Origin of the sequence: Xenorhabdus sp. TS4, from assembly GCF_014467265.1 — a bacterium.
Taxonomy (GTDB): Bacteria; Pseudomonadota; Gammaproteobacteria; order Enterobacterales; family Enterobacteriaceae; genus Xenorhabdus; species Xenorhabdus ehlersii.
The window spans coordinates 4,939-29,774 of sequence record NZ_NKHQ01000002.1 but is presented as its reverse complement, the minus strand read 5'-3'; the positions used below and the strand labels follow the sequence as shown (position 1 = coordinate 29,774).

Annotated in this window: 43 protein-coding genes; 5 read left to right on the top strand and 38 right to left on the bottom strand. The window is 43.9% G+C overall.

Annotated elements, in window-relative coordinates; all coding sequences use genetic code 11:
* The first annotated feature begins 441 nt into the window (after positions 1-441).
* A complete protein-coding gene (locus Xets_RS00845) occupies positions 442-996 on the top strand; it encodes a gamma carbonic anhydrase family protein (RefSeq protein ID WP_187651047.1) in 555 nt (184 codons plus the stop codon).
* Here the strand turns inward: Xets_RS00845 and Xets_RS00840 are convergent.
* From Xets_RS00840 to dprA, 5 genes are read right to left on the bottom strand one after another with little or no spacing between them, the layout of a single operon-like run.
* Positions 963-1,232: a DUF1488 domain-containing protein gene (locus Xets_RS00840; RefSeq protein WP_187651046.1), complete on the bottom strand. Its 270-nt coding sequence runs from the start codon at positions 1,230-1,232 to the stop codon at positions 963-965. The genes Xets_RS00845 and Xets_RS00840 overlap by 34 nt on opposite strands.
* A complete protein-coding gene (gene aroE, locus Xets_RS00835; protein WP_187651045.1) occupies positions 1,229-2,053 on the bottom strand; it encodes a shikimate dehydrogenase in 825 nt (274 codons plus the stop codon). Before aroE ends, Xets_RS00840 begins: the two co-directional genes overlap by 4 nt.
* A gap of 6 nt (positions 2,054-2,059) precedes the next feature.
* Positions 2,060-2,629: an L-threonylcarbamoyladenylate synthase type 1 TsaC gene (gene tsaC, locus Xets_RS00830; RefSeq protein ID WP_099133074.1), complete on the bottom strand. Its 570-nt coding sequence runs from the start codon at positions 2,627-2,629 to the stop codon at positions 2,060-2,062.
* A 1-nt stretch (position 2,630) separates the two neighbouring features.
* Positions 2,631-3,182, bottom strand: a complete 552-nt coding sequence (locus Xets_RS00825; RefSeq protein ID WP_099133073.1) for a type I DNA topoisomerase — start codon at positions 3,180-3,182, stop codon at positions 2,631-2,633.
* A 60-nt stretch (positions 3,183-3,242) separates the two neighbouring features.
* Positions 3,243-4,331, bottom strand: a complete 1,089-nt coding sequence (gene dprA, locus Xets_RS00820) for a DNA-protecting protein DprA (protein ID WP_099133072.1) — start codon at positions 4,329-4,331, stop codon at positions 3,243-3,245.
* A 133-nt stretch (positions 4,332-4,464) separates the two neighbouring features.
* Between dprA and def the strand changes: the two genes are divergently transcribed.
* The 4 genes from def to trkA all read left to right on the top strand — a co-directional run bounded on the left by def (position 4,465) and on the right by trkA (position 8,786).
* A complete protein-coding gene (gene def / locus Xets_RS00815) occupies positions 4,465-4,977 on the top strand; it encodes a peptide deformylase (RefSeq protein ID WP_099133071.1) in 513 nt (170 codons plus the stop codon).
* Between the two features lie 24 nt (positions 4,978-5,001).
* Positions 5,002-5,949 (top strand): methionyl-tRNA formyltransferase, encoded by a 948-nt coding sequence (gene fmt / locus Xets_RS00810; protein ID WP_099133070.1) that lies wholly within the window; start codon positions 5,002-5,004, stop codon positions 5,947-5,949.
* An 86-nt stretch (positions 5,950-6,035) separates the two neighbouring features.
* Complete coding sequence (gene rsmB / locus Xets_RS00805) at positions 6,036-7,316, top strand: 16S rRNA (cytosine(967)-C(5))-methyltransferase RsmB (protein ID WP_099133069.1); 1,281 nt, start codon at positions 6,036-6,038, stop codon at positions 7,314-7,316.
* A gap of 93 nt (positions 7,317-7,409) precedes the next feature.
* On the top strand, positions 7,410-8,786 hold the full coding sequence (gene trkA / locus Xets_RS00800) for a Trk system potassium transporter TrkA (RefSeq protein ID WP_099133068.1): 1,377 nt from the start codon (positions 7,410-7,412) through the stop codon (positions 8,784-8,786).
* A 46-nt stretch (positions 8,787-8,832) separates the two neighbouring features.
* On the opposite strand, the gene Xets_RS00795 is transcribed toward trkA, so the two are convergent.
* The 33 genes from Xets_RS00795 to Xets_RS00635 form a co-directional block, all read right to left on the bottom strand.
* Positions 8,833-9,021, bottom strand: coding sequence for an alternative ribosome-rescue factor A (locus tag Xets_RS00795; protein ID WP_099133067.1), 189 nt, complete (start codon positions 9,019-9,021; stop codon positions 8,833-8,835).
* Between the two features lie 86 nt (positions 9,022-9,107).
* Entirely contained in the window at positions 9,108-9,521 is a 414-nt protein-coding gene (zntR, locus tag Xets_RS00790) for a Zn(2+)-responsive transcriptional regulator (protein WP_099133066.1), read from the bottom strand.
* Positions 9,522-9,696: 175 nt separating this feature from the next.
* Positions 9,697-10,089 carry a 50S ribosomal protein L17 gene (gene rplQ / locus Xets_RS00785; protein ID WP_074021494.1) on the bottom strand — a complete coding sequence of 131 codons (393 nt, stop codon included), beginning with the start codon at positions 10,087-10,089 and terminating at the stop codon, positions 9,697-9,699.
* Between the two features lie 40 nt (positions 10,090-10,129).
* A complete protein-coding gene (gene rpoA / locus Xets_RS00780; protein ID WP_038269634.1) occupies positions 10,130-11,119 on the bottom strand; it encodes a DNA-directed RNA polymerase subunit alpha in 990 nt (329 codons plus the stop codon).
* 25 nt (positions 11,120-11,144) lie between these two features.
* On the bottom strand, positions 11,145-11,765 hold the full coding sequence (gene rpsD, locus Xets_RS00775) for a 30S ribosomal protein S4 (protein WP_074021493.1): 621 nt from the start codon (positions 11,763-11,765) through the stop codon (positions 11,145-11,147).
* 36 nt (positions 11,766-11,801) lie between these two features.
* The gene (rpsK, locus tag Xets_RS00770; RefSeq protein ID WP_002919257.1) at positions 11,802-12,191 is read right to left on the bottom strand and encodes a 30S ribosomal protein S11; all 390 of its coding nucleotides are present in this window, start codon (positions 12,189-12,191) and stop codon (positions 11,802-11,804) included.
* Between the two features lie 15 nt (positions 12,192-12,206).
* Positions 12,207-12,563 (bottom strand): 30S ribosomal protein S13, encoded by a 357-nt coding sequence (gene rpsM, locus Xets_RS00765; RefSeq protein ID WP_038240472.1) that lies wholly within the window; start codon positions 12,561-12,563, stop codon positions 12,207-12,209.
* Between the two features lie 148 nt (positions 12,564-12,711).
* A complete protein-coding gene (rpmJ, locus tag Xets_RS00760) occupies positions 12,712-12,828 on the bottom strand; it encodes a 50S ribosomal protein L36 (RefSeq protein ID WP_045968063.1) in 117 nt (38 codons plus the stop codon).
* Positions 12,829-12,860: 32 nt separating this feature from the next.
* Positions 12,861-14,192 (bottom strand): preprotein translocase subunit SecY, encoded by a 1,332-nt coding sequence (gene secY, locus Xets_RS00755; protein ID WP_074021490.1) that lies wholly within the window; start codon positions 14,190-14,192, stop codon positions 12,861-12,863.
* A 7-nt stretch (positions 14,193-14,199) separates the two neighbouring features.
* Positions 14,200-14,634, bottom strand: coding sequence for a 50S ribosomal protein L15 (gene rplO / locus Xets_RS00750; protein ID WP_045960137.1), 435 nt, complete (start codon positions 14,632-14,634; stop codon positions 14,200-14,202).
* A 3-nt stretch (positions 14,635-14,637) separates the two neighbouring features.
* Positions 14,638-14,817 carry a 50S ribosomal protein L30 gene (rpmD, locus tag Xets_RS00745; protein ID WP_045968059.1) on the bottom strand — a complete coding sequence of 60 codons (180 nt, stop codon included), beginning with the start codon at positions 14,815-14,817 and terminating at the stop codon, positions 14,638-14,640.
* 5 nt (positions 14,818-14,822) lie between these two features.
* Positions 14,823-15,323, bottom strand: a complete 501-nt coding sequence (rpsE, locus tag Xets_RS00740) for a 30S ribosomal protein S5 (protein ID WP_045968057.1) — start codon at positions 15,321-15,323, stop codon at positions 14,823-14,825.
* 14 nt (positions 15,324-15,337) lie between these two features.
* The gene (gene rplR, locus Xets_RS00735) at positions 15,338-15,691 is read right to left on the bottom strand and encodes a 50S ribosomal protein L18 (RefSeq protein WP_047771700.1); all 354 of its coding nucleotides are present in this window, start codon (positions 15,689-15,691) and stop codon (positions 15,338-15,340) included.
* 9 nt (positions 15,692-15,700) lie between these two features.
* Positions 15,701-16,234 carry a 50S ribosomal protein L6 gene (gene rplF, locus Xets_RS00730; protein ID WP_074021488.1) on the bottom strand — a complete coding sequence of 178 codons (534 nt, stop codon included), beginning with the start codon at positions 16,232-16,234 and terminating at the stop codon, positions 15,701-15,703.
* 14 nt (positions 16,235-16,248) lie between these two features.
* Positions 16,249-16,641, bottom strand: coding sequence for a 30S ribosomal protein S8 (gene rpsH, locus Xets_RS00725; protein ID WP_038240479.1), 393 nt, complete (start codon positions 16,639-16,641; stop codon positions 16,249-16,251).
* 33 nt (positions 16,642-16,674) lie between these two features.
* A complete protein-coding gene (rpsN, locus tag Xets_RS00720; RefSeq protein ID WP_010847489.1) occupies positions 16,675-16,980 on the bottom strand; it encodes a 30S ribosomal protein S14 in 306 nt (101 codons plus the stop codon).
* A gap of 12 nt (positions 16,981-16,992) precedes the next feature.
* The gene (gene rplE, locus Xets_RS00715) at positions 16,993-17,532 is read right to left on the bottom strand and encodes a 50S ribosomal protein L5 (RefSeq protein ID WP_074021486.1); all 540 of its coding nucleotides are present in this window, start codon (positions 17,530-17,532) and stop codon (positions 16,993-16,995) included.
* Between the two features lie 13 nt (positions 17,533-17,545).
* Positions 17,546-17,860, bottom strand: a complete 315-nt coding sequence (gene rplX / locus Xets_RS00710) for a 50S ribosomal protein L24 (protein WP_099133065.1) — start codon at positions 17,858-17,860, stop codon at positions 17,546-17,548.
* A 10-nt stretch (positions 17,861-17,870) separates the two neighbouring features.
* A complete protein-coding gene (rplN, locus tag Xets_RS00705) occupies positions 17,871-18,242 on the bottom strand; it encodes a 50S ribosomal protein L14 (RefSeq protein ID WP_004246955.1) in 372 nt (123 codons plus the stop codon).
* A gap of 172 nt (positions 18,243-18,414) precedes the next feature.
* Positions 18,415-18,669, bottom strand: coding sequence for a 30S ribosomal protein S17 (rpsQ, locus tag Xets_RS00700; RefSeq protein WP_187651044.1), 255 nt, complete (start codon positions 18,667-18,669; stop codon positions 18,415-18,417).
* On the bottom strand, positions 18,669-18,860 hold the full coding sequence (rpmC, locus tag Xets_RS00695) for a 50S ribosomal protein L29 (protein ID WP_010847484.1): 192 nt from the start codon (positions 18,858-18,860) through the stop codon (positions 18,669-18,671). Before rpmC ends, rpsQ begins: the two co-directional genes overlap by 1 nt.
* Positions 18,860-19,270, bottom strand: a complete 411-nt coding sequence (rplP, locus tag Xets_RS00690; RefSeq protein WP_012990491.1) for a 50S ribosomal protein L16 — start codon at positions 19,268-19,270, stop codon at positions 18,860-18,862. Before rplP ends, rpmC begins: the two co-directional genes overlap by 1 nt.
* A 12-nt stretch (positions 19,271-19,282) precedes the next feature.
* Positions 19,283-19,984, bottom strand: coding sequence for a 30S ribosomal protein S3 (rpsC, locus tag Xets_RS00685; protein WP_010847482.1), 702 nt, complete (start codon positions 19,982-19,984; stop codon positions 19,283-19,285).
* A gap of 17 nt (positions 19,985-20,001) precedes the next feature.
* Entirely contained in the window at positions 20,002-20,334 is a 333-nt protein-coding gene (gene rplV, locus Xets_RS00680) for a 50S ribosomal protein L22 (RefSeq protein ID WP_010847481.1), read from the bottom strand.
* 14 nt (positions 20,335-20,348) lie between these two features.
* On the bottom strand, positions 20,349-20,627 hold the full coding sequence (rpsS, locus tag Xets_RS00675) for a 30S ribosomal protein S19 (RefSeq protein WP_011148791.1): 279 nt from the start codon (positions 20,625-20,627) through the stop codon (positions 20,349-20,351).
* Between the two features lie 14 nt (positions 20,628-20,641).
* Positions 20,642-21,466: a 50S ribosomal protein L2 gene (rplB, locus tag Xets_RS00670; protein WP_092553298.1), complete on the bottom strand. Its 825-nt coding sequence runs from the start codon at positions 21,464-21,466 to the stop codon at positions 20,642-20,644.
* 19 nt (positions 21,467-21,485) lie between these two features.
* A complete protein-coding gene (rplW, locus tag Xets_RS00665) occupies positions 21,486-21,788 on the bottom strand; it encodes a 50S ribosomal protein L23 (RefSeq protein WP_038269605.1) in 303 nt (100 codons plus the stop codon).
* Positions 21,785-22,390 (bottom strand): 50S ribosomal protein L4, encoded by a 606-nt coding sequence (gene rplD / locus Xets_RS00660; RefSeq protein ID WP_099133064.1) that lies wholly within the window; start codon positions 22,388-22,390, stop codon positions 21,785-21,787. The genes rplW and rplD overlap by 4 nt, the downstream gene beginning before the upstream one ends.
* Positions 22,391-22,406: 16 nt before the next feature.
* Entirely contained in the window at positions 22,407-23,039 is a 633-nt protein-coding gene (gene rplC / locus Xets_RS00655; protein WP_187651043.1) for a 50S ribosomal protein L3, read from the bottom strand.
* A 32-nt stretch (positions 23,040-23,071) separates the two neighbouring features.
* The gene (gene rpsJ / locus Xets_RS00650) at positions 23,072-23,383 is read right to left on the bottom strand and encodes a 30S ribosomal protein S10 (protein ID WP_001181005.1); all 312 of its coding nucleotides are present in this window, start codon (positions 23,381-23,383) and stop codon (positions 23,072-23,074) included.
* 319 nt (positions 23,384-23,702) lie between these two features.
* Entirely contained in the window at positions 23,703-24,179 is a 477-nt protein-coding gene (bfr, locus tag Xets_RS00645) for a bacterioferritin (RefSeq protein WP_099133062.1), read from the bottom strand.
* A 76-nt stretch (positions 24,180-24,255) separates the two neighbouring features.
* On the bottom strand, positions 24,256-24,450 hold the full coding sequence (bfd, locus tag Xets_RS00640) for a bacterioferritin-associated ferredoxin (RefSeq protein WP_099133061.1): 195 nt from the start codon (positions 24,448-24,450) through the stop codon (positions 24,256-24,258).
* 244 nt (positions 24,451-24,694) lie between these two features.
* The gene (locus Xets_RS00635) at positions 24,695-24,832 is read right to left on the bottom strand and encodes a hypothetical protein (protein ID WP_370588188.1); all 138 of its coding nucleotides are present in this window, start codon (positions 24,830-24,832) and stop codon (positions 24,695-24,697) included.
* Between the last annotated feature and the right edge of the window lie 4 nt (positions 24,833-24,836).

The following is a 24,836-nucleotide window of genomic DNA, read 5'->3' as shown; positions in this document are numbered from 1 at the left end:
CAGGTCACTCTTTAAGACTTTAATCTTTTTTGCCTTTCGGCATATCGATAGTGTCTTGCGAGTGCCCACACAGATTGTCTGATTAATTTGTTAAAGAGCGTTGGCAACCGGAAGTGCCTTCCGGGTTGCGAGGCTGCGTATCTTACGCTTTTCGCCGCCAGAGTCAAGCGATTATTTTCGCTTTTCTCTCACCGTCCTGCGCGGCCTGTTTCAGCTCAGCGTCGGTCAGTGGTGGCGCATTATAGGGGGTTTTACGGCGCTGACAATAGTTTTTTGCAATTTTATTTTTAAGCGAACACTTTTTGCCCCCATAAATATAAAAATCACTCAAATAGGCTAATATTAATGCAGATCATTCCATTGCATGGCGTTTTTTTCCTCAATAACATTCCTATATAATTGTTTATATGTTTGCGATCCACTCTTATTGTTGAGGTTTTTATGCCTACTGTTTTACGCCAATATCTAAATTTCTATCCTCAAGTCGGTCAAAAAGTTCTTTTAGATCCTTCTTCTGTTGTAATTGGAGATGTCAAATTAGCAGACAATGTCAGCATTTGGCCCCTTGTAGTTATCAGGGGAGATGTAAATTATGTCTCAATTGGTTCACGTACAAATATTCAAGATGGTTCTGTTTTACATGTGACTCATAAATCTCCTGATAATCCAAATGGCTTCCCACTAATAATTGGCGAAGATGTCACGGTAGGTCATAAATCAATGCTACATGGGTGTAAAATTGGGAATCGAGTCTTAGTTGGCATGGGTTCCATTTTACTCGATGGAGTGACTATTGAAGATGATGTTGTGATTGGAGCTGGTAGCCTAGTTCCTCCAGGTAAAAAATTAGAAAGCGGTTACCTGTATGTCGGTAGCCCTGCCAAACAAGTACGAAAACTCAAACCTGAAGAATTGGAAGGGCTGCTTTATTCCGCTAATAATTACGTTAGCTGGAAAAATGACTATCTATCAACACAATCTGAAAGCAAAGAGTAGCGTCCAAATTGATCATCATGCCCACTCACAATGGCTGTTTCAAACTCTTCTTCCAAATCCCAGCGATATTGGCGAAACAAATCGAGTGGGTGATGATCCTTACCATAACGCTCTATTATTTCATCAGAACTAATCATACATTCCACCAGCAAACCATTCACCATTGCTGGAAATATCACCTTATTTTCTACCTCATTCCACTCTTCCCGATCAGGAAATTGAATTGATTGATTCATACATGTAACTCCCGTCTTAAGGTCGTTAAAACAGGTTCTATTTCGGGGAATACTCCATGCCATAATTCAAAAGAATACGCAGCCTGCCCTACCAACATTCCTAAGCCATCAACCAAACGTGAAACACCATTTTGATGGGCAAACGTAAGGAAAGGAGTTAATCCATGCTGGTAATACATGTCGTAACACACACTATTATTTTGAAAAATCAACGGAGAGATAGCAGGAATTTGTCCATCAAGGCCAGAAGCTGTTGCATTAATGATAATATCAAAATCTGGAGTAATAAGGCCAAGAGCACTCATTTCAATGGCCTGGATATCACCTAATAGAGAAAATGTATTTGCGATTATTTGAGCACGTTCAAATGTTCGGTTAGTAATAGTGACTGAACAGCCCAGTAATAATAAAGAAGACAATACACCTTTCGCAGCTCCACCAGCACCTATGATCAGAATTTTCTGTCCTTGAGAGAGGAATTTGAGTCGCTGCAAGTCTACTAATAATCCCATTCCATCAGTATTGTCACCGAGCAGTCGGCTTCCCTCTATCCGTTTTAATGTGTTAACTGCACCACAGATACTCGCCCGTTCAGTCAATTCATCTGAGCATTTATAGGCTTTCTCTTTGAAAGGAACAGTGATATTCGCTCCTAGTCCCCCCTGTTCGAAAAAATGAGTTAAGGTTTGTTCAAAGTTTTCCACCGGAGCAAGTACTCTCCCATACTGATGTTCGATACCTGTTTGCTCAGCAAACAATTGATGAATATAAGGAGATTTACTATGTGCGATTGGATTACCAAAAACAGCGAATTTATCCATGATTACCTACCCTTGCCGATATAATTTGCCAGTTAACGCATCCCTGATTTCTGATGGATTCTTACGCTCACCAACTTCTCCTTCTAATATTGGGACACGATTGCCAAATTGCTGCCGTACTTCTTCTACACTACGACATGGTTCTAATCCACTTAGATTCGCACTGGTTGAAACAAGTGGTTTTTCATATATAGCACATAGCTGCTGAACCAAAAGGTGATCCGTAACTCTAACGGCCAATGTTGAAAATTTGCCAGTCAACCATTTTGGTGTGGTTGCTTTAGCGGGGATTACCCACGTAACAGGACCAGGCCAAGATGAGAATATGGTTTCTTTCTGTGTATCATTTATCTGTTCATCATCAATATAAGGACATAATCTCTCATACTTATCAGCAATAAGAATTAATCCTTTCTCCCAAGGCCTATTTTTCAACGCTAATAGCGCTTGCACTGCATTTTCACTATCGGGATCACACCCTAATCCAAAAACGGCTTCAGTTGGATAGGCAATAACTTTTTCTTCTTTTAAGGCCGTGATAACTTCATCAAATACTGGTGAGATTACGTCACTCATTTCATTTCTCAATTTCGTTAACTTGCTGCTTACTACACAATTTACTGGCACAAAATAATTTCACACCTTGGGAAGTATGCTTTTCTATTAACAATGGATAGTGACAAAACATGCATTCACCTGAGGTAGGCTTATTGTTAAGTGCAAACTGACACTCTGGATAGCGACTACAGGAATAAAATGTCTTACCAAAACGAGATTTACGCTGGAGTAATTTTCCTTGCTGGCATTGAGGGCAATTAATTGACGTATCATCTGGTTTATCAATTAATTCTGTATATTCACATTCAGGATAATGACCACAGCCAATGAACATACCATAACGCCCTTGACGTAAGGCTAAAGTGAAACCACATTTTGGACAGATTTGCCCATCCAATTCTTTAACAATATGTCCATCTACTTGTGCTTTCAAAGGACGAAGATAGTGGCAAGATGGATAACTGGAACACGCATAAAATGGGCCATGAGCGCCATTGCGGATCACTAACTCAGCATTACACTCAGGGCAACACTCTATTTCTTTTATAATAAAAGGTACTTTCTTAGACATATCTCACTCGCTGAATATCGGCAGCCACCATAACATTGGAAAAAGCACAAATTAAATCGCTTAATTAGTTCGGACATACCCACCAGCAACAACAGCAACTTTTCCCATGAGTTCCAACTCCAATAATTTGGTCATAACTTCGGTAACAGGCAGGGAAGAGCGCTGGGCAATCACATCAATAGGTGTAACTTCACTACTTACGTTAACCAGCACATCCACAAATGGCAACTCTGTTTGTTCAAATTGTTTATTTTCTTCCTCCTGACCTTTCTCTTCGATGTTAATCCATTGAAACGACGAACTAATATGTTCCATGATATCCATTACATTTGTTGCCAAATAAGCCCCTTGTTTAATCAACCAATGATTACCTTCGTTCGCAGGAGTGCCTAATGGACCAGGTAATGCAAAGATGTCTCTCCCTTGTTCAAGAGCACAACGCGCTGTAATCAGTGATCCACTATTCTTATGAGCTTCCACAATAAGAAGAGCCAAACTTAACCCACTAATAATTCGATTTCGCCTTGGGAAATGCTTGGCTTTAGGTGGCGCATCAGGAAAGAATTCGGAAACTAATGCTCCATTTTCTTTAATATGTCTGGCCAAGGATTTATGTCTACTGGGGTAGATATTTTTAAAACCACTACCAAGTACCGCTACTGTTTTCCCTCCCGAATCCAATGCTGCCTGATGGCAGATACCATCAATACCAATCGCCAGCCCACTAGTTATTACCAGATTATTTTTAGCCAAGTCACTAGCAAATATCTTTCCCCACTTTTCGCCATAAAAAGTCGCAGCCCTACTACCAACCATTGAAATTTGCTTTTGAGATAAGACCGATACATCACCTATAACAAACAGAACAAGAGGTGGAGAATGTATTTGCTTTAATAAAGGTGGATATGCGGGATGAGAGAAAGTCAACAAATGATGCTCTGGTTGTTCTAACCAATTGAGAGCCGAAACCAGCGCGGAAGTGTTAGCTTTCATAAATTGCAAGCATTGTGCAGATGACAGACCACATGCTTTAAGGGAAGATATACTGTAATTTTCCGTTTGTAACAGGCGATCCATAATAAGCATGGCCTTCGCTGCTGAAAGATGAGAGACCATTTTCATTCTTAACCACATTTCCATCGCTTCCATATCGTCATCCTGACCTGAGGTTGAGAGCAATACTCTCATGATTAATTTATGTTCAATACTGTCAATCTAAATGGGAAATGTCTAGAATAGGCATCAATTATCACTCACTTTTTGGATGCAGTTCTAAACATATATGTCAGTTTTACAAGTATTACATTATCCAGACGAGCGACTTCGCACAGTTGCCAAGCCAGTAGAAAAAGTCGATGCAGAAATCCAGCATATCGTTGATGATATGTTTGAAACGATGTATGCAGAGGAAGGTATTGGTTTAGCGGCAACACAAGTCGATATACATCAGAGAATTATTGTCATTGACGTCTCTGAGGATCGTGATCAACGTCTTGTTCTGATCAACCCGGAATTAATTAATGAAACTGGTGAAACAGGAATAGAAGAAGGTTGTTTATCTGTTCCTGAACAGCGTGGATTTGTGCCTCGCTCTGAGCAAGTAAAAATTAAGGCCTTAAACTATAACGGCCAACCATTTGAGTTAGAAGTCGATGGATTATTGGCAATCTGTATTCAACATGAAATGGATCATTTAGTCGGTAAACTCTTTGTTGATTACTTATCACCATTGAAACGCCAACGCATCCGTCAGAAAGTTGAAAAAATTGACCGACTGAGAGCCAAAAACAAATAATTCTTATTATCGCAGGAAATAACAGTGTCTGATTCTTTACGTATTATTTTTGCCGGAACGCCTGATTTCGCGGCTCGCCATTTGGCTGCTTTATTAAACTCTCAACACCAGGTTGTCGGAGTGCTCGCTCCACCAGACAAGCCGGCAGGAAGAGGTAAGAAACTGACACCAAGTCCTGTAAAGGTATTGGCTGAAGAACATGATATTCCTGTTTTCCAGCCAAAAACCTTACGTACAGAAGAAAGCCAACAATGGGTCATGGAGCAGCAAGCTGATATTATGGTCGTTGTTGCCTATGGCTTAATTCTTCCTCAAGCCGTTTTAGATATACCACATCTAGGATGCTTGAATGTCCACGGTTCTTTGCTACCTCGCTGGCGTGGTGCAGCCCCCATTCAACGCTCCATTTGGGCTGGTGACCAAGAAACTGGCGTAACGATCATGCAAATGGATGCAGGGCTTGATACTGGTAATATGCTGTTGAAAGCCATTTGTCCAATTACAAATGAAGATACCAGTGCTAGCTTATACGAAAAACTTGCCGATATTGGGCCAAAAGCCTTACTCAACACCTTAGATTTAATCACATCGGGAACACTCCAGCCTGAAATTCAGGATGATACACTTACAACCTATGCCGAAAAACTGAGTAAAGATGAAGCAAAAGTAGATTGGCATTTACCTGCAAGCCAAATTGAGCGTTGTATTCGTGCCTTTAACCCTTGGCCTATGAGCTTCTTCTTAGTTGATGATCAACCAATTAAAATCTGGCAGGCAGAAGTCATTGCAGAGCAAACCACCCAAGCTCCTGGAACAATTATCAGCGCGGATAAAAAAGGTATTCAAATTGCAACTGTCGATGGAATATTAAATATTGTTCAATTGCAACCACCGGGCAAGAAAGCAATGTCGGTTGCCGATCTCTTAAACTCTAAACGTGAGTGGTTTACACCTGGTAGCAAAATCAACTGATACTAACCTGACTTTGCCTGAATATTTTAGCATTCAGGCTTCTTCCTATTTACCATGCTGACGAAAGTCAGCTGTTTGACTATACCATGAAAAATACATATAACCTGAGAAGCATCGCTGCAAAAGCAATCACTCAAGTGCTTGACCAAGGGCAATCCCTCAGCACTGTTATGCCTGAACTCCAACAAAAAGTTTCTGATAAAGATAAGGCGCTGTTGCAAGAGATCTGTTTTGGTGTGATGAGAGTATTACCTCAGCTTGAGTGGTTTATCAGTCAACTAATGGCAACGCCATTGAAAGGAAAACAACGTATTTTCCACTACCTAATCATGGTTGGTATATATCAGCTCATATATACACGTATACCTGCACACGCTGCACTGGCCGAAACCGTCAATGGCGCAACTAATTTAAAACGACCACAGCTGAAAGGGGTAATTAATGGTGTCCTTCGCCAATTTCAGCGCCAACAACAAGAATTAATCGAACGGGCAAATAATCAACACCTACATCCCAAATGGCTGCTAGAACGCATTCAAAAAGCATATCCACAAAATTGGCAAACTATAGTGGATGCCAACAACCAAAAACCACCTATGTGGCTGCGAATTAACCAACTCCATCATACGGCGAAAGAATATCTTGCACTATTAGAAGAAACTAATATAGAAGCAGAATTAGATATCAACCATCCTAATGCTATTCGTCTTCTGAATCCCTGTCCTGTCAGTGCACTACCCGGATTTAGCCAAGGCTGGGTAACTATTCAGGATCGCTCCGCACAGGGGTGTGCTGAACTCTTAAGCCCATGTGACGGTGAATCTATACTGGATCTTTGTGCTGCACCTGGTGGAAAAACCACTCACATCCTCGAAATAGCACCAAAATCTAAAGTTCTCGCTATCGATATTGATGAGCAACGAATTAAGCGAGTAAAAGAGAATTTACAACGACTTAACTTGCATGCTATCGTCAAAACAGGTGATGGACGCCTTCCACACGAGTGGGCTGCTGATGAACAATTTGATCGTATTCTTCTTGACGCGCCGTGCTCTGCTACAGGGGTTATTCGCCGTCACCCTGACATAAAATGGCTACGCAGAAAAGAAGATATAAATCAATTAGTTACATTGCAATCTGAAATCCTTGAAGCTATTTGGCCATATTTGAAGCAAAATGGCACACTGGTTTATGCCACCTGTTCAATTTTACCTCAGGAAAATAGTGAGCAAATAAAAGCATTTTTGGCCCATCATCCCGATGCAGTATTATCAGAAGCAGATAATTCAGATACTCCTGGAACACAAATTATTCCAGAAGCTACGGGCGGTGACGGTTTCTTTTATGCCCGACTAACTAAGCAATAATAACGCTCTCTCGTTCAAACTGAACGAGAGAATTTTATGGTTTTGCTAAAATATCAAGAACAGAAGATGGCTTCCAATTGAGAAGAGAATGCTATGAAGATAATCATTCTGGGTGCTGGCCAGGTTGGTGGAACATTAGCTGAGAATTTAGTTGATGAAAACAATGATATTACTGTCGTTGATACCGATACAGATCGTCTACGCCAGTTACAGGATAAATTCGATCTCCGAGTTGTCAATGGCCATGGCTCCCATCCCAGAATATTGAAGGAAGCTGGCGCTGAAGATGCTGATATGTTAATAGCTGTCACAAATTCAGATGAAACTAATATGGTTGCATGCCAAATTGCTTATTCTCTATTTAACACGCCTAATAAAGTCGCCAGGATACGCTCATCAGAATATATCCGAGAATCAGAAAAATTATTTCAACCTGATGATATTCCTATTGATTATCTAATATCTCCTGAGCAACTGGTTATTGATTACATCTATAAATTAATCCAATACCCAGGAGCATTACAAGTTGTTAATTTTGCGGAAGGCCGTGTCAGCATTGTCGCGGTTAAAGCCTATTATGGTGGTTCACTGGTAGGCAATGCCTTATCCTCACTCCGAGAGCATATGCCACATATTGATAGCAAAGTTGCTGCAATATTTCGTCAAGATCGCCCCATTAGACCACAAGGTTCAACAATTATTGAAGCTGGAGATGAAGTCTTCTTCGTTGCAGCATCACAACATATCAGGGCCGTAATGAGCGAATTACAACGCCTTGAAAAACCGTATAAACGCATCATGATTGTTGGTGGCGGTAATGTTGGTGCAGGCTTAGCCTTACGACTTGAAAAAGATTACAGCGTCAAACTAATTGAGCATAACCAAAAAAGAGCCATTGAATTAGCTGAACTATTGCACGATACCATCGTGTTTTATGGTGATGCTTCAGACCAAGAATTGCTAGCTGAAGAACACATTGAACAAGTTGACGTTTTTATAGCACTAACAAATGATGATGAAGCCAATATTATGTCAGCCATGCTTGCAAAACGAATGGGGGCTAAAAAAGCAATGGTTCTTATTCAACGCAGTGCATATGTTGATTTAGTACAAGGTGGGGTCATTGATATTGCAATTTCACCTCAACAAGCAACAGTATCGGCGCTACTTGGTCATGTCCGTAAAGCAGATATTGTCAGTGTGTTCTCATTAAGAAGAGGAGTTGCTGAAGCTATCGAGGCCATAGCTCATGGCGATGAACATACTTCAAAAGTTGTTGGGCGTAAGATAAGTGATATCAAATTACCACCAGGAACAACAATAGGTGCCATTGTCCGTAATGAAGAAGTTATCATTGCTAATGATTATAGTATTATTCAACAAGGTGATCATGTAATCATGTTTATTACTGATAAAAAATTCGTGCCTGAAGTAGAAAAGCTTTTCCAGCCAAGTCCTTTCTTCCTGTAAAAACATCAATTCGGACTTATTCGATTAATAGAATCTACTTAAAAAGCTAGAAGGCCAATGATAACAACTTGATAAAATTATTATCATTGGCCTCCCAACCATGCTTTTCTTTACGATTATAACTTCCTTTGCCTTTTTTATTTTTCTCTACTCTCTGTCTAAACAAAGGATCATGTAATAAGGCTTCTATAGCATTATCTTTGATAACACCTTTTTTATGGCGATATGTTGTCATAATAACCTCTAAATTAATTAATAAAATAGTTTTGTGATTAAAAACAATGCGATTGTACTCTTAGCACTCAAAACAATAAAGAAAAATTATCTGTTTGTCGCACCTTCTTCTAAAATTTCCAATATAGAACAATATGTACTGATGTGAGTACTACCACAACAAGCATCACTCAACATTTTCAAAGAATCACGCATTTTTTGCATTTCCAATAATTTCTCTTCAACTTCTCGCAATCTAGAATCAACAATATGTTTTGATTCCTTGCATGTATAGTGCTCAGGATCAACCCTAATAGATAATAGTTCTACAATTGCTTCCAGTGTAAAACCTAATTGTTTTGCATAACGGATAAAACGTAATCGCTGTAGATCCTGTTCAGTATATAGTCTATAACCACCTTCCGTTCTTTCTCCATGAAGCATCAGCCCCTGTTTTTCATAAAAGCGGATAGTGTCAGGTGTTACACCTGCTAATTTAGCCAACTGACCAATACGATACATAAGATTATCCCATCAAGTAGAAAATAATCACAATACTACCAGAATAGGCTAAGAGATCATCTGAACAGGAAAAATTTGCAGATTAGCTGGTGAATATAAAACGGAGAGTTAGAGGATCAAAATTAAAAGGCAATAAAAAACCGGGATAATACCCGGCTTTTTACGCTCCTACAGATTACTCTGCAGATGCTACTTCTGTCTGAGACTCTGCTGCACGGTCAACAAGCTCGATGTATGCCATCGGTGCATTGTCACCAGCACGGAAGCCACACTTCAGAATACGAGTGTAACCACCTGCACGGCTCGCAAAACGCGGGCCCAGTTCATTAAACAGTTTTGCCACGATCTCGTTATCACGAGTACGGGCGAATGCCAGACGACGATTAGCTACGCTGTCGGTCTTGGCAAGAGTAATCAGCGGCTCAACGACGCGACGCAGTTCTTTCGCTTTAGGCAGAGTCGTCTTGATGATTTCATGACGAACTAAAGAACCTGCCATGTTACGAAACATAGCTTGGCGATGGCTGCTGTTGCGGTTCAATTGACGACCACTCTTACGATGGCGCATGACCTTATCCTTCTCAGTAAAACCTTAACCTGTGATCTAGTTATTCATCAGCAATACTTGCTGGTGGCCAGTTTTCCAGACGCATGCCCAGAGAAAGTCCACGTGAAGCCAGTACATCTTTAATCTCAGTAAGAGATTTTTTACCCAAGTTAGGTGTTTTAAGTAACTCAACTTCAGTACGCTGTACCAGATCACCGATGTAGTGGATAGCTTCTGCTTTAAGGCAGTTAGCAGAGCGGACAGTCAATTCCAGATCGTCAACAGGGCGCAGCAGGATCGGATCAAACTCTGGCTTCTCTTCTTTTACTTCTGGTTGACGTACATCACGTAAATCAACGAAAGCTTCTAGTTGTTCAGCCAGAATGGTAGCTGCACGGCGAATCGCCTCTTCAGGATCGATTGTACCGTTAGTTTCCATCTCGATAACCAGCTTATCCAAGTCAGTACGCTGTTCTACACGAGCTGCTTCAACATTGTAGGCGATACGCTCTACTGGGCTATAGCAGGCATCTACTAACAAACGACCGATAGGGCGCTCATCTTCTTCCGAATGAATTCGGGCAGAAGCCGGCACATATCCACGACCGCGCTGAACTTTAATACGCATACTAATGGAAGCGCTTTCGTCAGTCAGATGGCAGATTACGTGCTGCGGCTTGACGATTTCGACATCACCGTCATGGATGATATCGGCTGCAGTCACAGGGCCAATGCCAGATTTATTCAAAGTAAGGATAACTTCATCTTTACCCTGAACCTTCACCGCCAGCCCTTTCAGATTGAGGAGAATCTCCAGGATATCTTCCTGTACACCTTCTTTGGTGCTGTACTCATGCAGTACACCATCAATCTCAACCTCAGTCACCGCACAACCCGGCATAGACGAAAGCAGAATACGGCGCAGTGCGTTGCCAAGAGTATGGCCAAAGCCACGCTCTAATGGCTCAAGGGTCACCTTGGCGTGCGTCGAACTGACTTGCTCGATATCTACCAGGCGCGGTTTTAGAAACTCTGTCACAGAACCCTGCATTGTGTCCTCTCTTTGGTGCTAAGCTTTACTTGGAGTAAAGCTCGACGATCAGGTGTTCGTTAATGTCAGCGGATAGATCAGTACGTTCAGGAATACGCTTGAACACACCTTCCATCTTCGCAGCATCAACTTCCAACCAAGTTGGTTTCTCACGCTGCTCAGCCAGCTCTAAAGCTGCTTTAATGCGAGCCTGCTTCTTCGCTTTTTCACGAACGCTGACTACGTCATTCGGGGATACCTGATAAGAAGCGATATTAACAACGCGACCATTTACCGTGATAGCCTTGTGGCTTACCATCTGACGTGCTTCAGCGCGAGTCGCGCCAAAACCCATACGATAAACGACGTTATCCAAGCGACTTTCCAGCAAGTTCAGCAGGTTTTCACCTGTGTTGCCTTTCAGACGAGTCGCTTCTTTATAGTAGTTACGGAATTGACGCTCCAGAACACCGTAAATACGACGAACTTTTTGTTTTTCACGTAACTGTACACCATAGTCAGACAGACGCGGTTTACGTGCGCCGTGCTGGCCTGGTGCCTGTTCTAATTTACACTTGGTGTCAATCGCGCGAACGCCAGACTTTAGGAAAAGGTCTGTACCCTCGCGACGGCTCAGCTTGAGCTTAGGACCCAAATATCTTGCCATTTTTTTTCTCCAACAATCCTAAAAAACGAAGACGTATTAAACGCGACGTTTCTTCGGTGGACGACAACCGTTATGAGGGATCGGAGTCACATCAGTAATATTAGTGATGCGGAAACCAGCCGCATTTAATGCACGGATAGTTGACTCACGGCCAGGACCAGGTCCTTTAACCATAACTTCCAGGTTCTTAATTCCGTACTCTTTTACTGCTTCAGCGCAGCGCTCTGCTGCAACCTGAGCTGCAAACGGAGTAGATTTACGAGAACCACGGAAACCGGAACCACCGGCAGTTGCCCAACCCAATGCGTTACCCTGACGATCAGTTATAGTAACGATGGTATTGTTGAAAGAAGCATGGATATGAGCCACACCGTCAGAGACTTGTTTTCTTACACGCTTACGTGCACGAATAGGTGCCTTTGCCATTATTCAATACCCCGATTATTTCTTGATCGGTTTACGCGGACCCTTACGGGTACGTGCATTGGTCTTAGTACGCTGACCGCGAACTGGCAGACCACGACGATGACGCAAACCACGATAGCAACCAAGATCCATCAGACGTTTGATACTCAGGGTTACTTCACGACGCAGATCACCTTCTACAACGTATTTGGCAACTTCGTCACGCAGCTTGTCAATTTGCTCTTCAGACAGCTCACTGATCTTAACATTTTCAGCAATACCCGCTGCTGCACAAATTGCTTGTGAGCGGGTTTTACCGATACCGTAGATCGAGGTTAATGCGATTACAGTATGTTTCTGATCAGGAATGTTAATGCCTGCTATACGGGCCACTATGCACTCCTACAATATTTATTCACTGCAACATCATTCTGAAAAGCCCGTTTTCAGGATACTCAAACAATGTTGCTGTCAGATAAAAAAGATTGGCTGGCTAATTTAGCCAGCTCAACCCAACTTTGCAAGAAAAATATGCGATTAATTAGCCTTGGCGCTGTTTGTGCTTAGGCTCTGCATTGCAAATCACACGAACGATACCGTTACGTTTAACAATTTTGCAATTGCGGCATAATTTCTTGACGGAAGCACGAACTTTCATTTTTACTCTCCGTAACTTCTCAAGCAAACCAATTAGCGGTTATATCCTTTCAGGTTTGCTTTCTTCAATGCAGACTCATATTGACTCGACATCATCAGAGTTTGCACTTGAGCCATAAAGTCCATGATGACGACGACTACAATCAGTAGGGAAGTACCACCAAAATAGAATGGAACTTTCATTGCATCACGCATGAACTCCGGGATTAAGCAGATAAAAGTAATATATAACGCACCAATTAAGGTTAGGCGAGTCATTACTTTATCAATGTACTTAGCCGTTTGCTCTCCCGGACGAATTCCTGGTACGAATGCACCGGACTTCTTCAGGTTATCTGCTGTTTCTCTTGGGTTGAAAACCAAAGCCGTGTAGAAGAAACAGAAGAAGATGATTGCAGATGCGTATAATAACACATAAAGCGGTTGACCTGGTTGCAAATACATAGAAATAGTTGTCAACCAATTCCAGCCTGTTCCCCCTCCGAACCAAGAAGCTATGGTACCGGGGAACAAAATAATACTGGAAGCAAAAATTGCAGGGATAACCCCAGCCATATTCACTTTCAACGGCAAATGTGTACTTTGTGCCGCGAAAACTTTACGACCTTGCTGACGTTTTGCATAGTTAACAACGATACGACGTTGACCACGCTCAATGAAAACAACGAAGAAAGTTACCGCAAACACTAATACTGCAACCAACAGCAACAGGAGGAAGTGCAGGTCGCCTTGCCGAGCTTGCTCGATGGTGTGACCAATTGCAGGCGGTAAACCCGCAACGATACCAGCAAAGATTATGATTGAAATACCGTTACCGATACCTCGCTCAGTAATCTGCTCACCCAACCACATCAAGAACATGGTTCCCGTGACCAGACTTACAACAGCCGTGAAATAGAATGCAAAGCCAGGATTAATCACTAATCCTTGCATTCCAGGCATATTCGGCAACCCAGTAGCAATACCGATTGACTGAAATATTGCCAGCACTAATGTGCCATAACGGGTGTACTGACTGATCTTACGACGACCAGCTTCCCCTTCCTTCTTAATCTCTGCTAAACGGGGGTTAACCACAGTTAGCAACTGGATAATAATAGATGCAGAAATATACGGCATTATACCCAGTGCAAAGATAGAAGCACGGCTTAAAGCACCACCAGAGAACATGTTAAACATTTCAATGATGGTGCCTCTTTGCTGCTCGAGCAATTTGGCAAGCACAGCGGCATCAATACCAGGGATTGGAATAAAAGAGCCAATACGGAAAACAATTAGAGCTCCAATGACAAACAAAAGTCTGCGTTTTAACTCGCCTAATCCGCCTTTGGCACTTTGAAAATCTAATCCTGGTTGTTTAGCCATCTGTTACTTATTCCTCAATTTTACCGCCAGCAGCTTCAATTGCAGCACGGGCGCCTTTAGTAACACGCAAGCCACGCACAGTTACTGCGCGATTGACTTCGCCAGAAAGCATTACTTTTGCGAATTCAATTTGAGGGCCAATAATGTTAGCAGCTTTCAGTGCATTCAGATCGATAACATCGCCTTCAACGCGGGCAAAATCAGACAGACGAATTTCTGCGGTGACCATTGCTTTACGTGAAGTAAAACCAAATTTTGGCAGACGACGATATAAAGGCATCTGGCCACCTTCAAAACCACGACGAACGCCACCGCCAGAACGAGACTTCTGACCCTTGTGACCACGACCGCCGGTTTTACCCAGACCAGAACCAATACCACGACCTACACGTTTAGGTGCGTGCTTGGCACCTTCAGCCGGAGACAGAGTATTTAAGCGCATCTGTTACTCCTCAACTTTAACCATATAGGAAACCAAGTTGACCATACCGCGAATAGCTGGTGTATCTTCACGCTCAACAGTATGCCCAATGCGACGCAGACCTAAACCAGTCAGAGTTGCCTTATGCTTAGGCAAACGACCAATTGAACTGCGAACCTGAGTAATTTTAATAGTCTTAGCCATGGTCATTACCCCAGAATTTCTTCGACGGATTTGCCACGCTTAGCTGCGACCATTTCTGGAGACTTCATGCTGTCTAAAGCGTCCAGAGTTGCACGAACCACGTTGATTGGGTTAGTGGAACCGTAGGTTTTAGCCAGTACGTTACGAACTCCAGCCACTTCCAGAACAGCACGCATCGCACCACCGGCGATGATACCTGTACCTTCGTGAGCAGGCTGCATGAACACGCGAGAACCGGTGTGTGAGCCTTTCACTGGGTGGTACAAAGTGCCGCTGTTAAGTGCGACGGTTTTCATATTGCGACGTGCTTTTTCCATCGCTTTCTGGATTGCTGCCGGAACTTCGCGTGCTTTGCCGTAGCCAAAACCAACGCGACCGTTACCATCACCAACTACAGTCAGTGCTGTAAAGCTGAAAATACGGCCACCTTTAACGGTTTTAGATACGCGGTTTACCGCGATCAGCTTTTCCTGCAGTTCGCCAGCTTGTTTTTCGATGTGAGCCATCTTACACCTCTACCTTAGAACTGAAGGCCAGCTTCACGGGCAGCATCTGCCAGTGCCTGGACTCTACCATGATATTGGAAACCAGAACGGTCAAAGGATACATCTTTGATGCCTTTTTCCAGAGCACGTTCAGCAACAATCTTACCAACTAATGCTGCGGCTTCTTTGTTTCCAGTAAATTTCAGTTGTTCACTGATAGCTTTTTCTGTTGTAGAAGCGGCCACCAGAGTTTCAGAACCATTTGGTGCGATAACCTGCGCATAAATATGGCGAGGGGTACGATGTACCACCAGGCGAGTCGCACCCAGTTCTTTGAGCTTGCGGCGTGCGCGGGTCGCACGACGGATACGAGCTGCTTTCTTATCCATAGTGTTACCTTACTTCTTCTTAGCCTCTTTGGTACGCACGACTTCATCGGCGTAACGAACACCCTTGCCTTTATATGGCTCAGGACGACGATAGGCACGCAAATCTGCCGCAACCTGACCAATCACCTGCTTATCAGCACCTTTCAGTACGATTTCAGTTTGTGATGGGCATTCCGCAGTTATGCCTGCTGGCAGCTGATGCTCAACCGGATGCGAGAAGCCTAAAGACAAGCTAACTACGTTGCCTTTAACTGCTGCACGATAACCAACACCAACCAGCTGAAGTTTCTTAGTGAAACCTTCGTTAACACCAATAACCATAGCATTCAGCAGAGAACGAGTTGTACCTGCCTGCGCCCAAGCGTCAGCAAAACCTTCGCGCGGAGCGAAAGTCAGTTGGCTATCCGCATGATTAACTTCAACTGCGTTGTGGATTTTACGACTTAGCTCGCCGTTTTTACCCTTAATCGAAATAACCTGACCGTCGAGTTTCACCTCTACGCCGGCAGGAATGACGACGGGTGCTTTTGCAACACGAGACATTCTTTCCTCCCGAATTAAGCTACGTAGCAGAGAATCTCGCCACCCAGACCAGCCTGGCGAGCTGCACGATCAGTCATTACACCTTTAGAGGTAGAAACAACAGCGATTCCCAAACCAGCCATAACTTGTGGCAGCTCATCTTTTTTCTTATAGATGCGCAGACTTGGGCGGCTTACACGCTGAATGCTTTCTACAACAGCCTTACCTTGGAAATACTTCAGAGTGATTTCCAGTTCTGGCTTAGTGTCGCCTTCGATTTTAAAATCTTCAATGTAACCTTCTTCCTTCAGCACCTTGGCAATTGCCACTTTCAGCTTGGAGGAAGGCATGGTGACCGCAACTTTATTCGCGGCCTGACCGTTACGGATACGGGTCAGCATATCCGCGATCGGATCTTGCATGCTCATCTGTCTTTACTCCCGTGATTCAATTGGTGACAATTACCAGCTAGCCTTTTTAAGGCCCGGGATTTCACCGCGCATAGCGGCTTCACGGACTTTAATACGGCTCAACCCAAACTTCCGCAAAAATGCATGCGGACGCCCAGTTTGACGGCAGCGGTTACGCTGACGGCAAGGGCTGGAATCACGTGGCAGTGTTTGCAGCTTAAGAACAGCATTCCAACGGTCTTCATCAGATGCGTTTACATCAGAGATGATCGCTTTCAGTTCAACGCGTTTTGCGAAGAATTTCTCAGCTAATTTCGCACGTTTTACATCACGTGCTTTCATTGATTGCTTAGCCATGAGTACCCTGCCTTACTTGCGGAACGGGAAGTTAAACGCAGCCAACAGTGCGCGGCCTTCATCATCAGATTTCGCAGTAGTGGTGATAGTGATATCCAGACCACGTACACGATCCACTTTATCGTAATCGATTTCAGGGAAGATGATTTGCTCACGAACACCCATGCTGTAGTTACCACGACCATCGAATGATTTAGCGGACAAACCACGGAAGTCACGGATACGTGGTACAGCAATAGAAATCAGGCGCTCAAAGAACTCCCACATGCGTTTTCCACGCAGGGTTACTTTACAGCCGATTGGATAGCCCTGACGGATTTTGAAGCCTGCAACTGATTTGCGTGCTTTGGTGATCAATGGCTTCTGACCAGAAATTGCTGCTAAGTCAGCCGCTGCGTTATCCAGCAGTTTTTTATCAGCAATTGCTTCACCAACACCCATGTTCAGGGTGATCTTCTCGACCCGAGGGACTTGCATGACAGAATGGTAACCAAACTGAGTCATCAGTTTCTTGACTACCTCGTCTTTGTAGTAATCATGCAGTTTCGCCATCGTATACTCCAAATTACTTGATAGTTTCGTTGTTAGATTTGAAGAAACGTACTTTTTTGCCGTCTTCGAATCTAAAACCTACACGGTCAGCCTTGCCGGTTGCTGTGTTGAAGATTGCAACGTTAGAAACATCGATAGCTGCTTCTTTTTCAACGATGCCACCTGGTTGGTTCAGAGCCGGAACTGGTTTCTGATGTTTTTTTACCAGGTTGATGCCTTCAACAATGATTTTACCAGAAGAAAGAACCTGTTTTACTTTACCGCGCTTACCTTTGTCTTTACCAGTTAGCACGATAATTTCGTCATCACGACGGATTTTCGCTGCCATTGCCTGCTCCTTAGAGTACTTCAGGTGCCAGAGAGATAATTTTCATGAACTTTTCATTACGAAGTTCACGAGTCACCGGCCCAAAAATACGCGTACCGATAACTTGCTCACTATTATTGTTTAACAATACGCAAGCGTTGCTATCGAAGCGAATGACAGAACCGTCCGGGCGACGAACACCCTTCTTGGTGCGCACCACTACCGCTTTCAGGACATCGCCTTTTTTCACTTTACCACGAGGAATTGCTTCCTTGATAGTGATCTTGATGATGTCACCGACGTCTGCGTAGCGACGGTGCGAGCCACCTAGAACCTTGATACACATTACGCGACGTGCACCGGAGTTGTCGGCCACGTTCAGCATAGTCTGTTCTTGGATCATTTTAGTGCTCCGCTAAATGTCAACTACTACTGAGCCACTTTATTTTTAAAGAGGCCGTTTCAATATCCCATACTACGAGGGCGCGGCATTATAACACCACATCTTCGCGATGGACAGAAAAATAAACGGCCCCGTTATTTTTTGGGCCGTTTATTTCGTACACAGCGATCTATTATAGAACCGCTTTTTCTATAACGCGAACTAAAGTCCAAGATTTAGTCTTAGACAGTGGACGGGTTTCGCGGATTTCCACTACATCACCAATTCCACATTCATTGTTCTCGTCATGTACGTGCAGTTTAGTCGTACGCTTGATGAACTTACCATACAATGGGTGTTTCACCTTACGCTCGATAGCAACAACAATGGATTTTCCCATTTTGTCGCTAACAACACGACCTTGCAGAGTACGGATTTTATCGGTCATTACGCACCCGCCTTCTCAGTCAGTAAAGTCTTAACGCGTGCAATATTACGACGCACTTGTTTCAACAGGTGAGACTGTTGCAGCTGGCCACTTGCCGCCTGCATACGCAAATTGAATTGTTCACGTAACAGGTTCAGCAGCTCAGTGTTCAGCTCTTCAACGCTTTTTTCGCGCAGCTCTTGTGCTTTCATTACATCACCGTCTTAGTTACAAAGGTGGTTTTGATAGGCAGTTTCGCTGCTGCCAGCTTGAATGCTTCACGAGCCAGCTCTTCAGGCACACCGTCCATTTCATACAGGACTTTACCGGGCTGGATCAAGGCAACCCAGTATTCTACGTTACCTTTACCTTTACCCATACGCACTTCGAGTGGCTTTTCGGTGATAGGTTTGTCTGGGAACACACGGATCCAGATTTTACCTTGACGCTTAATTGCACGGGTCATAGCACGACGTGCCGCTTCGATCTGACGAGCAGTCAGACGACCACGGCCCACAGCTTTGAGACCGAAAGTGCCGAAGCTAACATCCGCACCTGCAGCCAGACCACGGTTGCGGCCTTTGTGCACTTTACGGAATTTCGTACGCTTTGGTTGTAACATCAGCGACTCTCCTTACTTGCGGCCTTTACGCTGCTGCTTTTTAGGTTGAGCAGCCGGTTTTTCCGCCTGTTCAACTGCAGCCATACCACCCAGGATCTCACCTTTGAAGATCCATACCTTAACGCCGATTACACCATAAGTGGTGTGCGCTTCAGAAGTATTGTAGTCGATGTCTGCACGCAGAGTATGCAGAGGTACACGACCTTCACGATACCACTCAGTACGTGCAATTTCAGCACCGCCCAGACGGCCGCTGACTTCCACTTTGATACCTTTAGCGCCCAAACGCATAGCGTTCTGTACAGCACGTTTCATAGCACGGCGGAACATTACACGACGTTCCAGCTGTGAACTGATGCTGTCAGCAACCAGTTTTGCGTCCAGTTCAGGTTTACGTACTTCGGCAATATTGATCTGCGCAGGAACGCCAGCGATATCCGCTACAGCCTTACGCAGTTTTTCAACGTCTTCACCTTTTTTACCGATTACAATGCCTGGGCGAGCAGTGTGAATGGTTACACGGATGCTTTTCGCAGGACGTTCGATAACGATACGTGAAATAGATGCTTTAACCAGTTCTTTGTTCAAGTACTGGCGAACTTTAAAGTCGCTGTCTAGGTTGTCAGCGAATTCTTTGGTATTCGCATACCAGGTAGAGTTCCAAGGTTTGACAATACCCAGACGAATACCATTAGGATGTACTTTCTGACCCATTGCTAGTCTCCAGAGTCTCAGCGATCGGACACAACCACAGTGATGTGGCTGGTGCGCTTCAGGATACGATCTGCGCGGCCTTTGGCACGAGGCATAATACGCTTCATAGTTGGGCCTTCGTCTACGAAAATTTTCGTGACTTTCAGATCATCGATGTCAGCGCCATCGTTGTGTTCTGCGTTAGCAATAGCAGACTCAAGTACTTTCTTCACTAAACCAGCAGCTTTCTTGTTGGTATAGGTCAGAGTTTCCAGAGCTTGCGACACTTTCTTACCGCGGATCAGGTCAGCCACAAGGCGAACCTTCTGAGCAGAAGAACGAGCGTGGCGATGTTTAGCGATAGTTTCCATCTCTTCCTCCTACCTTAGCGCTTTTTAGCCTTTTTATCGGCCGCATGGCCGCGATAAGTACGGGTCGGCGCGAATTCACCCAGTTTATGACCAACCATTTCGTCGGAAACAAAAACTGGTACATGCTGACGACCATTATGGACAGCGATGGTCAAACCGATCATGTTAGGAAAGATCGTTGAACGACGGGACCAAGTCTTAATAGGCTTTTTGTCTCCGCTTTCCACCGCTTTCTCTACCTTCTTCAGCAAGTGCAGGTCAATAAATGGACCTTTCTTGAGAGAACGTGGCATGGTTTATCCTCTAATTATTTTTTAGAACGGCGACGTACGATATATTTATCAGTACGTTTGTTGCTACGGGTCTTCTTACCTTTGGTCTGGATGCCCCATGGAGTTACAGGGTGTTTACCAAAGTTACGACCTTCACCACCACCATGTGGATGGTCTACTGGGTTCATCGCCGTACCACGAACGGTAGGACGAATACCACGCCAGCGGCTTGCACCAGCTTTACCCAGAACGCGCAACATATGTTCTGCGTTACCAACTTCACCTAAAGTAGCGCGGCAATCAGACAGTACTTTACGCATTTCACCAGAACGCAGACGCAGGGTCACATAAGAACCATCACGTGCAACGATCTGAGCATAAGCACCTGCTGAACGAGCCAACTGGCCACCTTTACCTGGTTTCATTTCTATGTTGTGAACAGTAGAACCAACCGGAATGTTGCGCATTGGCAGGGCGTTACCCGCCTTGATCGCTGAATCAGCACCAGACTGGATTTGATCACCCGCTTTCAGGCCCTTAGGTGCAAGGATGTAACGACGCTCACCGTCTTTGTACAGAACCAGTGCGATGTTTGCTGAACGGTTTGGATCATATTCCAAACGCTCAACAACAGCAGGGATACCGTCTTTGTTACGTTTAAAGTCAATCAGACGATAATGCTGTTTATGGCCACCACCGATGTGACGAGTGGTAATACGACCATTGTTGTTACGACCACCAGTTTTGTTGTTTTTTTCCAACAACGGAGCATAAGGTTTACCCTTATGCAGCTCAGGGTTAACCACTTTAACAACGTGGCGACGGCCCGGAGACGTAGGTTTACATTTAACAATTGCCATTGTTCTTTACTCCTCCGACTTACTCAGCGCCGCCAACGAAGTCCAGGTTCTGGCCTTCTTTCAAGGTGACGTAAGCCTTTTTCCAGTCGCTACGACGACCAATACGCTGCCCGTGGCGTTTAACTTTACCTTTAACCAGCAAAGTGTTTACACCTTCAACTTCAACTTCAAACAGTTTCTGTACGGCAGCTTTGATCTCTGCTTTAGTCGCGTCTTTCGCAACTTTGAGAACGATGGTGTTACTTTTTTCCATCGCTGTAGAAGCTTTTTCAGATACGTGCGGCGCGCGCAGTACTTTCAGCAGACGTTCTTCACGGATCATGCCAGCATCTCCTCAACTTGCTTCACAGCTTCAGCAGTCATAACCACTTTGTCGAAGGCAATCAGGCTTACAGGATCGATACCTGCTGTATCACGAACGTCAACCTTATACAGGTTACGAGCTGCTAAGAACAGATTCTCATCAACTTCGCTAGTGACGATCAGCACGTCTTCCAGAGCCATTTCTTTCAGTTTCTGTACCAGCAACTTAGTCTTAGGTGCTTCAACAGAGAACTTCTCGACAACGATCAGACGATCTTGACGTACCAGTTCAGACAGGATGCTTTTCAGAGCACCACGGTACATCTTTTTATTAACTTTTTGACTGTGGTCCTGTGGCTTTGCTGCGAAAGTTACACCACCAGAGCGCCAAATTGGACTCTTAATAGAACCAGAACGCGCGCGGCCAGTGCCTTTCTGACGCCATGGTTTTTTACCTGAACCAGAAACTTCAGCACGAGTTTTCTGAGCACGAGTACCTTGACGAGCACCAGCTGCATACGCAACAACTACTTGATGCACAAGCGCTTCATTGAAATCACGCCCGAAGGTAGTTTCGGAAACAGTCAGCGCGCTTTGCGCGTCTTTCATTACCAATTCCATTCCTATCTCCTCGACGTTACGCCTTGACAGCCGGTTTTACGATCAGGTTACTGTTCGTTGCACCTGGAACAGCACCTTTGACCAGCAGCAGGTTACGCTCAGCGTCAACACGTACTACATCTAAGCTCTGAACGGTTACGCGCTCATTACCCAGTTGGCCTGCCATTTTCTTGCCTTTGAACACCTTGCCCGGAGTCTGGTTCTGACCGATAGAACCCGGAACGCGGTGAGACAAGGAGTTACCATGGGTAGCATCCTGAGTACGGAAGTTCCAGCGTTTAACAGTACCCGCGAAACCTTTACCTTTAGATGTACCAGTAACGTCAACTTTTTTAACGTCAGCGAAAATTTCAACGCTAATGCTTTGACCTACAGTGAATTCAGCATCGCCTTCTGACAGGCGGAATTCACGCAGAATGCGGCCAGCTTCGACGCCAGCTTTAGCGAAATGACCTGCTTCAGCTTTCTTAACACGACTAGCTTTTTTGCTACCAGTCGTTACCTGAATTGCACGATAACCGTCAGTCTCTTTGTTTTTAACTTGAGTTACACGGTTATTTTCGATTTCGATAACAGTTACAGGGATTGAAACGCCATCTTCAGTGAAGATGCGAGTCATGCCCACTTTTTTACCGACTAAACCAATCATTGTTTCAACCTCTCAATCGTTCAATGACCTGATTAACCCAGGCTGATCTGCACATCTACACCGGCAGCCAGATCCAGACGCATCAGAGCATCAACGGTTTTCTCGGTTGGCTCAACGATGTCAACCAGACGTTTGTGAGTGCGAATTTCGTACTGATCACGCGCATCTTTATTAACGTGTGGAGAAATCAGAACGGTAAAACGCTCTTTACGAGTTGGCAGAGGGATCGGACCACGAACTTGCGCACCAGTGCGCTTCGCAGTCTCTACGATTTCCGCAGTTGATTGATCGATCAAACGATGATCAAATGCTTTCAGGCGGATACGGATTCTTTGGTTCTGCATGAGACCAGAGCTCCAACTATTTTATAAACGTAAATGATTACTCCTCGCACCCATTTCGGTTGATGGGGGAGTGTAATCGTTCTGTGCATAACCCCCATATCGGGGGTATTTTAAATGGCGGCTATTCACCGCTCATTACTGATAATAAATCAGTCCTACTCTGTGTAGGTAAGCCCGCGCATTATACGTGAATTTACCCACAAAGCAATATTAAGAGTGAAATCTATGCAAAAAGTATATACAAGAAAGAGGAAAGCAAGAAAGAAAATGGAAGAAAAACGCCCTATATACATCAAATTATAGGGCGACAAAATTATAGCTATTCTTCTTCACTAAGCTGAGATTGAATGTAATTTTGTATTCCAATTCTAGTTATCAGTTCAAATTGAGTTTCCAACCAATCAATATGATTTTCTTCATCAGCAAGCACCTCTATCATCAAGTCTCTACTGACATAATCGTGAACTGAATCGGCATATGCGATTGCTTCTCTGAGATCCTTTGCACCACGTAATTCTAATTCCAGATCAGATTTCAGCATTTCTTCTACATCTTCTCCGATATTGAGCTTGCCTAAATCTTGTAGATTTGGCACCCCCTCCAGAAAAAGAATACGTTCGATAAATTTATCTGCGTGCTTCATCTCATCAATGGACTCGTGATACTCGACGTCATTCAAACGTATCAATCCCCAGTTCTTAAACATTCGGGCATGCAAGAAATATTGATTGATGGCGACAAGTTCATTGCCGAGAAGTTTATTCAAATGTGCAATTATTTTTTTATCACCTTTCATAGCAAGTTCCTCCGCTTCCAGTAACTAAAGTGTAGTACTAATTTGGCAGAGTAATTGCAAGAAAATTGTGCTTATTTTAGGCAACATTATTTATTGGAGGTAGTAGCGCAATCTCCTCATTCATTATTTCACGTGCTTGACGTATGCATTTTCCGCAGTCGTTTCCTACAGGAACAAAATTTCTCAACTCTCTGATAGAACGAATATGTTGCTGATGAACAGCATTACGTATGGTTTTATCGCTTATTGCATTGCAGAGACAAACATACATGGAAGCACTCTTCTAAACTATTTACACACTCTTGATGACTATTTAGGTCGGATAAAGCCCTCATACCCAAAATTGTCCACGCTTATAAAATAAGCGACACCTCAGAATAGTAAATAGAAATAAATCTCATTTCAATTATTGTTTTTATTTTCTTGAGTAACAAAAAAACCACCAATTTTGGTGGCTCAAATAAAAAAAGAGGAGCTAAAGCTCCTCTTTCTCATAATCTTTTGATAATTAAAGATTAAGCAATAACTTTAGCAACAACACCGGCGCCTACAGTACGGCCACCTTCACGGATTGCGAAACGCAGACCTTCGTCCATGGCGATTGGCGCAATCAGGTTAACTACCATGTTGATGTTGTCACCTGGCATTACCATCTCT

What these genes read in the sequence shown, in the direction of transcription:
- Xets_RS00845 (WP_187651047.1), top strand. Translation starts at nt 442, where the DNA reads ATGCCTACTGTTTTACGCCAATATCTAAATTTCTATCCTCAAGTCGGT.
- Xets_RS00840 (WP_187651046.1), bottom strand. Translation starts at nt 1,232, where the DNA reads ATGAATCAATCAATTCAATTTCCTGATCGGGAAGAGTGGAATGAGGTA.
- aroE (WP_187651045.1), bottom strand. Translation starts at nt 2,053, where the DNA reads ATGGATAAATTCGCTGTTTTTGGTAATCCAATCGCACATAGTAAATCT.
- tsaC (WP_099133074.1), bottom strand. Translation starts at nt 2,629, where the DNA reads ATGAGTGACGTAATCTCACCAGTATTTGATGAAGTTATCACGGCCTTA.
- Xets_RS00825 (WP_099133073.1), bottom strand. Translation starts at nt 3,182, where the DNA reads ATGTCTAAGAAAGTACCTTTTATTATAAAAGAAATAGAGTGTTGCCCT.
- dprA (WP_099133072.1), bottom strand. Translation starts at nt 4,331, where the DNA reads ATGGAAGCGATGGAAATGTGGTTAAGAATGAAAATGGTCTCTCATCTT.
- def (WP_099133071.1), top strand. Translation starts at nt 4,465, where the DNA reads ATGTCAGTTTTACAAGTATTACATTATCCAGACGAGCGACTTCGCACA.
- rsmB (WP_099133069.1), top strand. Translation starts at nt 6,036, where the DNA reads ATGAAAAATACATATAACCTGAGAAGCATCGCTGCAAAAGCAATCACT.
- trkA (WP_099133068.1), top strand. Translation starts at nt 7,410, where the DNA reads ATGAAGATAATCATTCTGGGTGCTGGCCAGGTTGGTGGAACATTAGCT.
- Xets_RS00795 (WP_099133067.1), bottom strand. Translation starts at nt 9,021, where the DNA reads ATGACAACATATCGCCATAAAAAAGGTGTTATCAAAGATAATGCTATA.
- zntR (WP_099133066.1), bottom strand. Translation starts at nt 9,521, where the DNA reads ATGTATCGTATTGGTCAGTTGGCTAAATTAGCAGGTGTAACACCTGAC.
- rplQ (WP_074021494.1), bottom strand. Translation starts at nt 10,089, where the DNA reads ATGCGCCATCGTAAGAGTGGTCGTCAATTGAACCGCAACAGCAGCCAT.
- rpoA (WP_038269634.1), bottom strand. Translation starts at nt 11,119, where the DNA reads ATGCAGGGTTCTGTGACAGAGTTTCTAAAACCGCGCCTGGTAGATATC.
- rpsD (WP_074021493.1), bottom strand. Translation starts at nt 11,765, where the DNA reads ATGGCAAGATATTTGGGTCCTAAGCTCAAGCTGAGCCGTCGCGAGGGT.
- rpsK (WP_002919257.1), bottom strand. Translation starts at nt 12,191, where the DNA reads ATGGCAAAGGCACCTATTCGTGCACGTAAGCGTGTAAGAAAACAAGTC.
- rpmJ (WP_045968063.1), bottom strand. Translation starts at nt 12,828, where the DNA reads ATGAAAGTTCGTGCTTCCGTCAAGAAATTATGCCGCAATTGCAAAATT.
- secY (WP_074021490.1), bottom strand. Translation starts at nt 14,192, where the DNA reads ATGGCTAAACAACCAGGATTAGATTTTCAAAGTGCCAAAGGCGGATTA.
- rplO (WP_045960137.1), bottom strand. Translation starts at nt 14,634, where the DNA reads ATGCGCTTAAATACTCTGTCTCCGGCTGAAGGTGCCAAGCACGCACCT.
- rpmD (WP_045968059.1), bottom strand. Translation starts at nt 14,817, where the DNA reads ATGGCTAAGACTATTAAAATTACTCAGGTTCGCAGTTCAATTGGTCGT.
- rpsE (WP_045968057.1), bottom strand. Translation starts at nt 15,323, where the DNA reads ATGGCTCACATCGAAAAACAAGCTGGCGAACTGCAGGAAAAGCTGATC.
- rplR (WP_047771700.1), bottom strand. Translation starts at nt 15,691, where the DNA reads ATGGATAAGAAAGCAGCTCGTATCCGTCGTGCGACCCGCGCACGCCGC.
- rplF (WP_074021488.1), bottom strand. Translation starts at nt 16,234, where the DNA reads ATGTCTCGTGTTGCAAAAGCACCCGTCGTCATTCCTGCCGGCGTAGAG.
- rpsH (WP_038240479.1), bottom strand. Translation starts at nt 16,641, where the DNA reads ATGAGCATGCAAGATCCGATCGCGGATATGCTGACCCGTATCCGTAAC.
- rpsN (WP_010847489.1), bottom strand. Translation starts at nt 16,980, where the DNA reads ATGGCTAAGCAATCAATGAAAGCACGTGATGTAAAACGTGCGAAATTA.
- rplE (WP_074021486.1), bottom strand. Translation starts at nt 17,532, where the DNA reads ATGGCGAAACTGCATGATTACTACAAAGACGAGGTAGTCAAGAAACTG.
- rplX (WP_099133065.1), bottom strand. Translation starts at nt 17,860, where the DNA reads ATGGCAGCGAAAATCCGTCGTGATGACGAAATTATCGTGCTAACTGGT.
- rplN (WP_004246955.1), bottom strand. Translation starts at nt 18,242, where the DNA reads ATGATCCAAGAACAGACTATGCTGAACGTGGCCGACAACTCCGGTGCA.
- rpsQ (WP_187651044.1), bottom strand. Translation starts at nt 18,669, where the DNA reads ATGACCGATAAAATCCGTACTCTGCAAGGTCGTGTTGTTAGCGACAAA.
- rpmC (WP_010847484.1), bottom strand. Translation starts at nt 18,860, where the DNA reads ATGAAAGCACAAGAGCTGCGCGAAAAAAGCGTTGAAGAGCTGAACACT.
- rplP (WP_012990491.1), bottom strand. Translation starts at nt 19,270, where the DNA reads ATGTTACAACCAAAGCGTACGAAATTCCGTAAAGTGCACAAAGGCCGC.
- rpsC (WP_010847482.1), bottom strand. Translation starts at nt 19,984, where the DNA reads ATGGGTCAGAAAGTACATCCTAATGGTATTCGTCTGGGTATTGTCAAA.
- rplV (WP_010847481.1), bottom strand. Translation starts at nt 20,334, where the DNA reads ATGGAAACTATCGCTAAACATCGCCACGCTCGTTCTTCTGCTCAGAAG.
- rpsS (WP_011148791.1), bottom strand. Translation starts at nt 20,627, where the DNA reads ATGCCACGTTCTCTCAAGAAAGGTCCATTTATTGACCTGCACTTGCTG.
- rplB (WP_092553298.1), bottom strand. Translation starts at nt 21,466, where the DNA reads ATGGCAATTGTTAAATGTAAACCTACGTCTCCGGGCCGTCGCCACGTT.
- rplW (WP_038269605.1), bottom strand. Translation starts at nt 21,788, where the DNA reads ATGATCCGTGAAGAACGTCTGCTGAAAGTACTGCGCGCGCCGCACGTA.
- rplD (WP_099133064.1), bottom strand. Translation starts at nt 22,390, where the DNA reads ATGGAATTGGTAATGAAAGACGCGCAAAGCGCGCTGACTGTTTCCGAA.
- rplC (WP_187651043.1), bottom strand. Translation starts at nt 23,039, where the DNA reads ATGATTGGTTTAGTCGGTAAAAAAGTGGGCATGACTCGCATCTTCACT.
- rpsJ (WP_001181005.1), bottom strand. Translation starts at nt 23,383, where the DNA reads ATGCAGAACCAAAGAATCCGTATCCGCCTGAAAGCATTTGATCATCGT.
- bfr (WP_099133062.1), bottom strand. Translation starts at nt 24,179, where the DNA reads ATGAAAGGTGATAAAAAAATAATTGCACATTTGAATAAACTTCTCGGC.
- bfd (WP_099133061.1), bottom strand. Translation starts at nt 24,450, where the DNA reads ATGTATGTTTGTCTCTGCAATGCAATAAGCGATAAAACCATACGTAAT.
- Xets_RS00635 (WP_370588188.1), bottom strand. Translation starts at nt 24,832, where the DNA reads ATGGTAATGCCAGGTGACAACATCAACATGGTAGTTAACCTGATTGCG.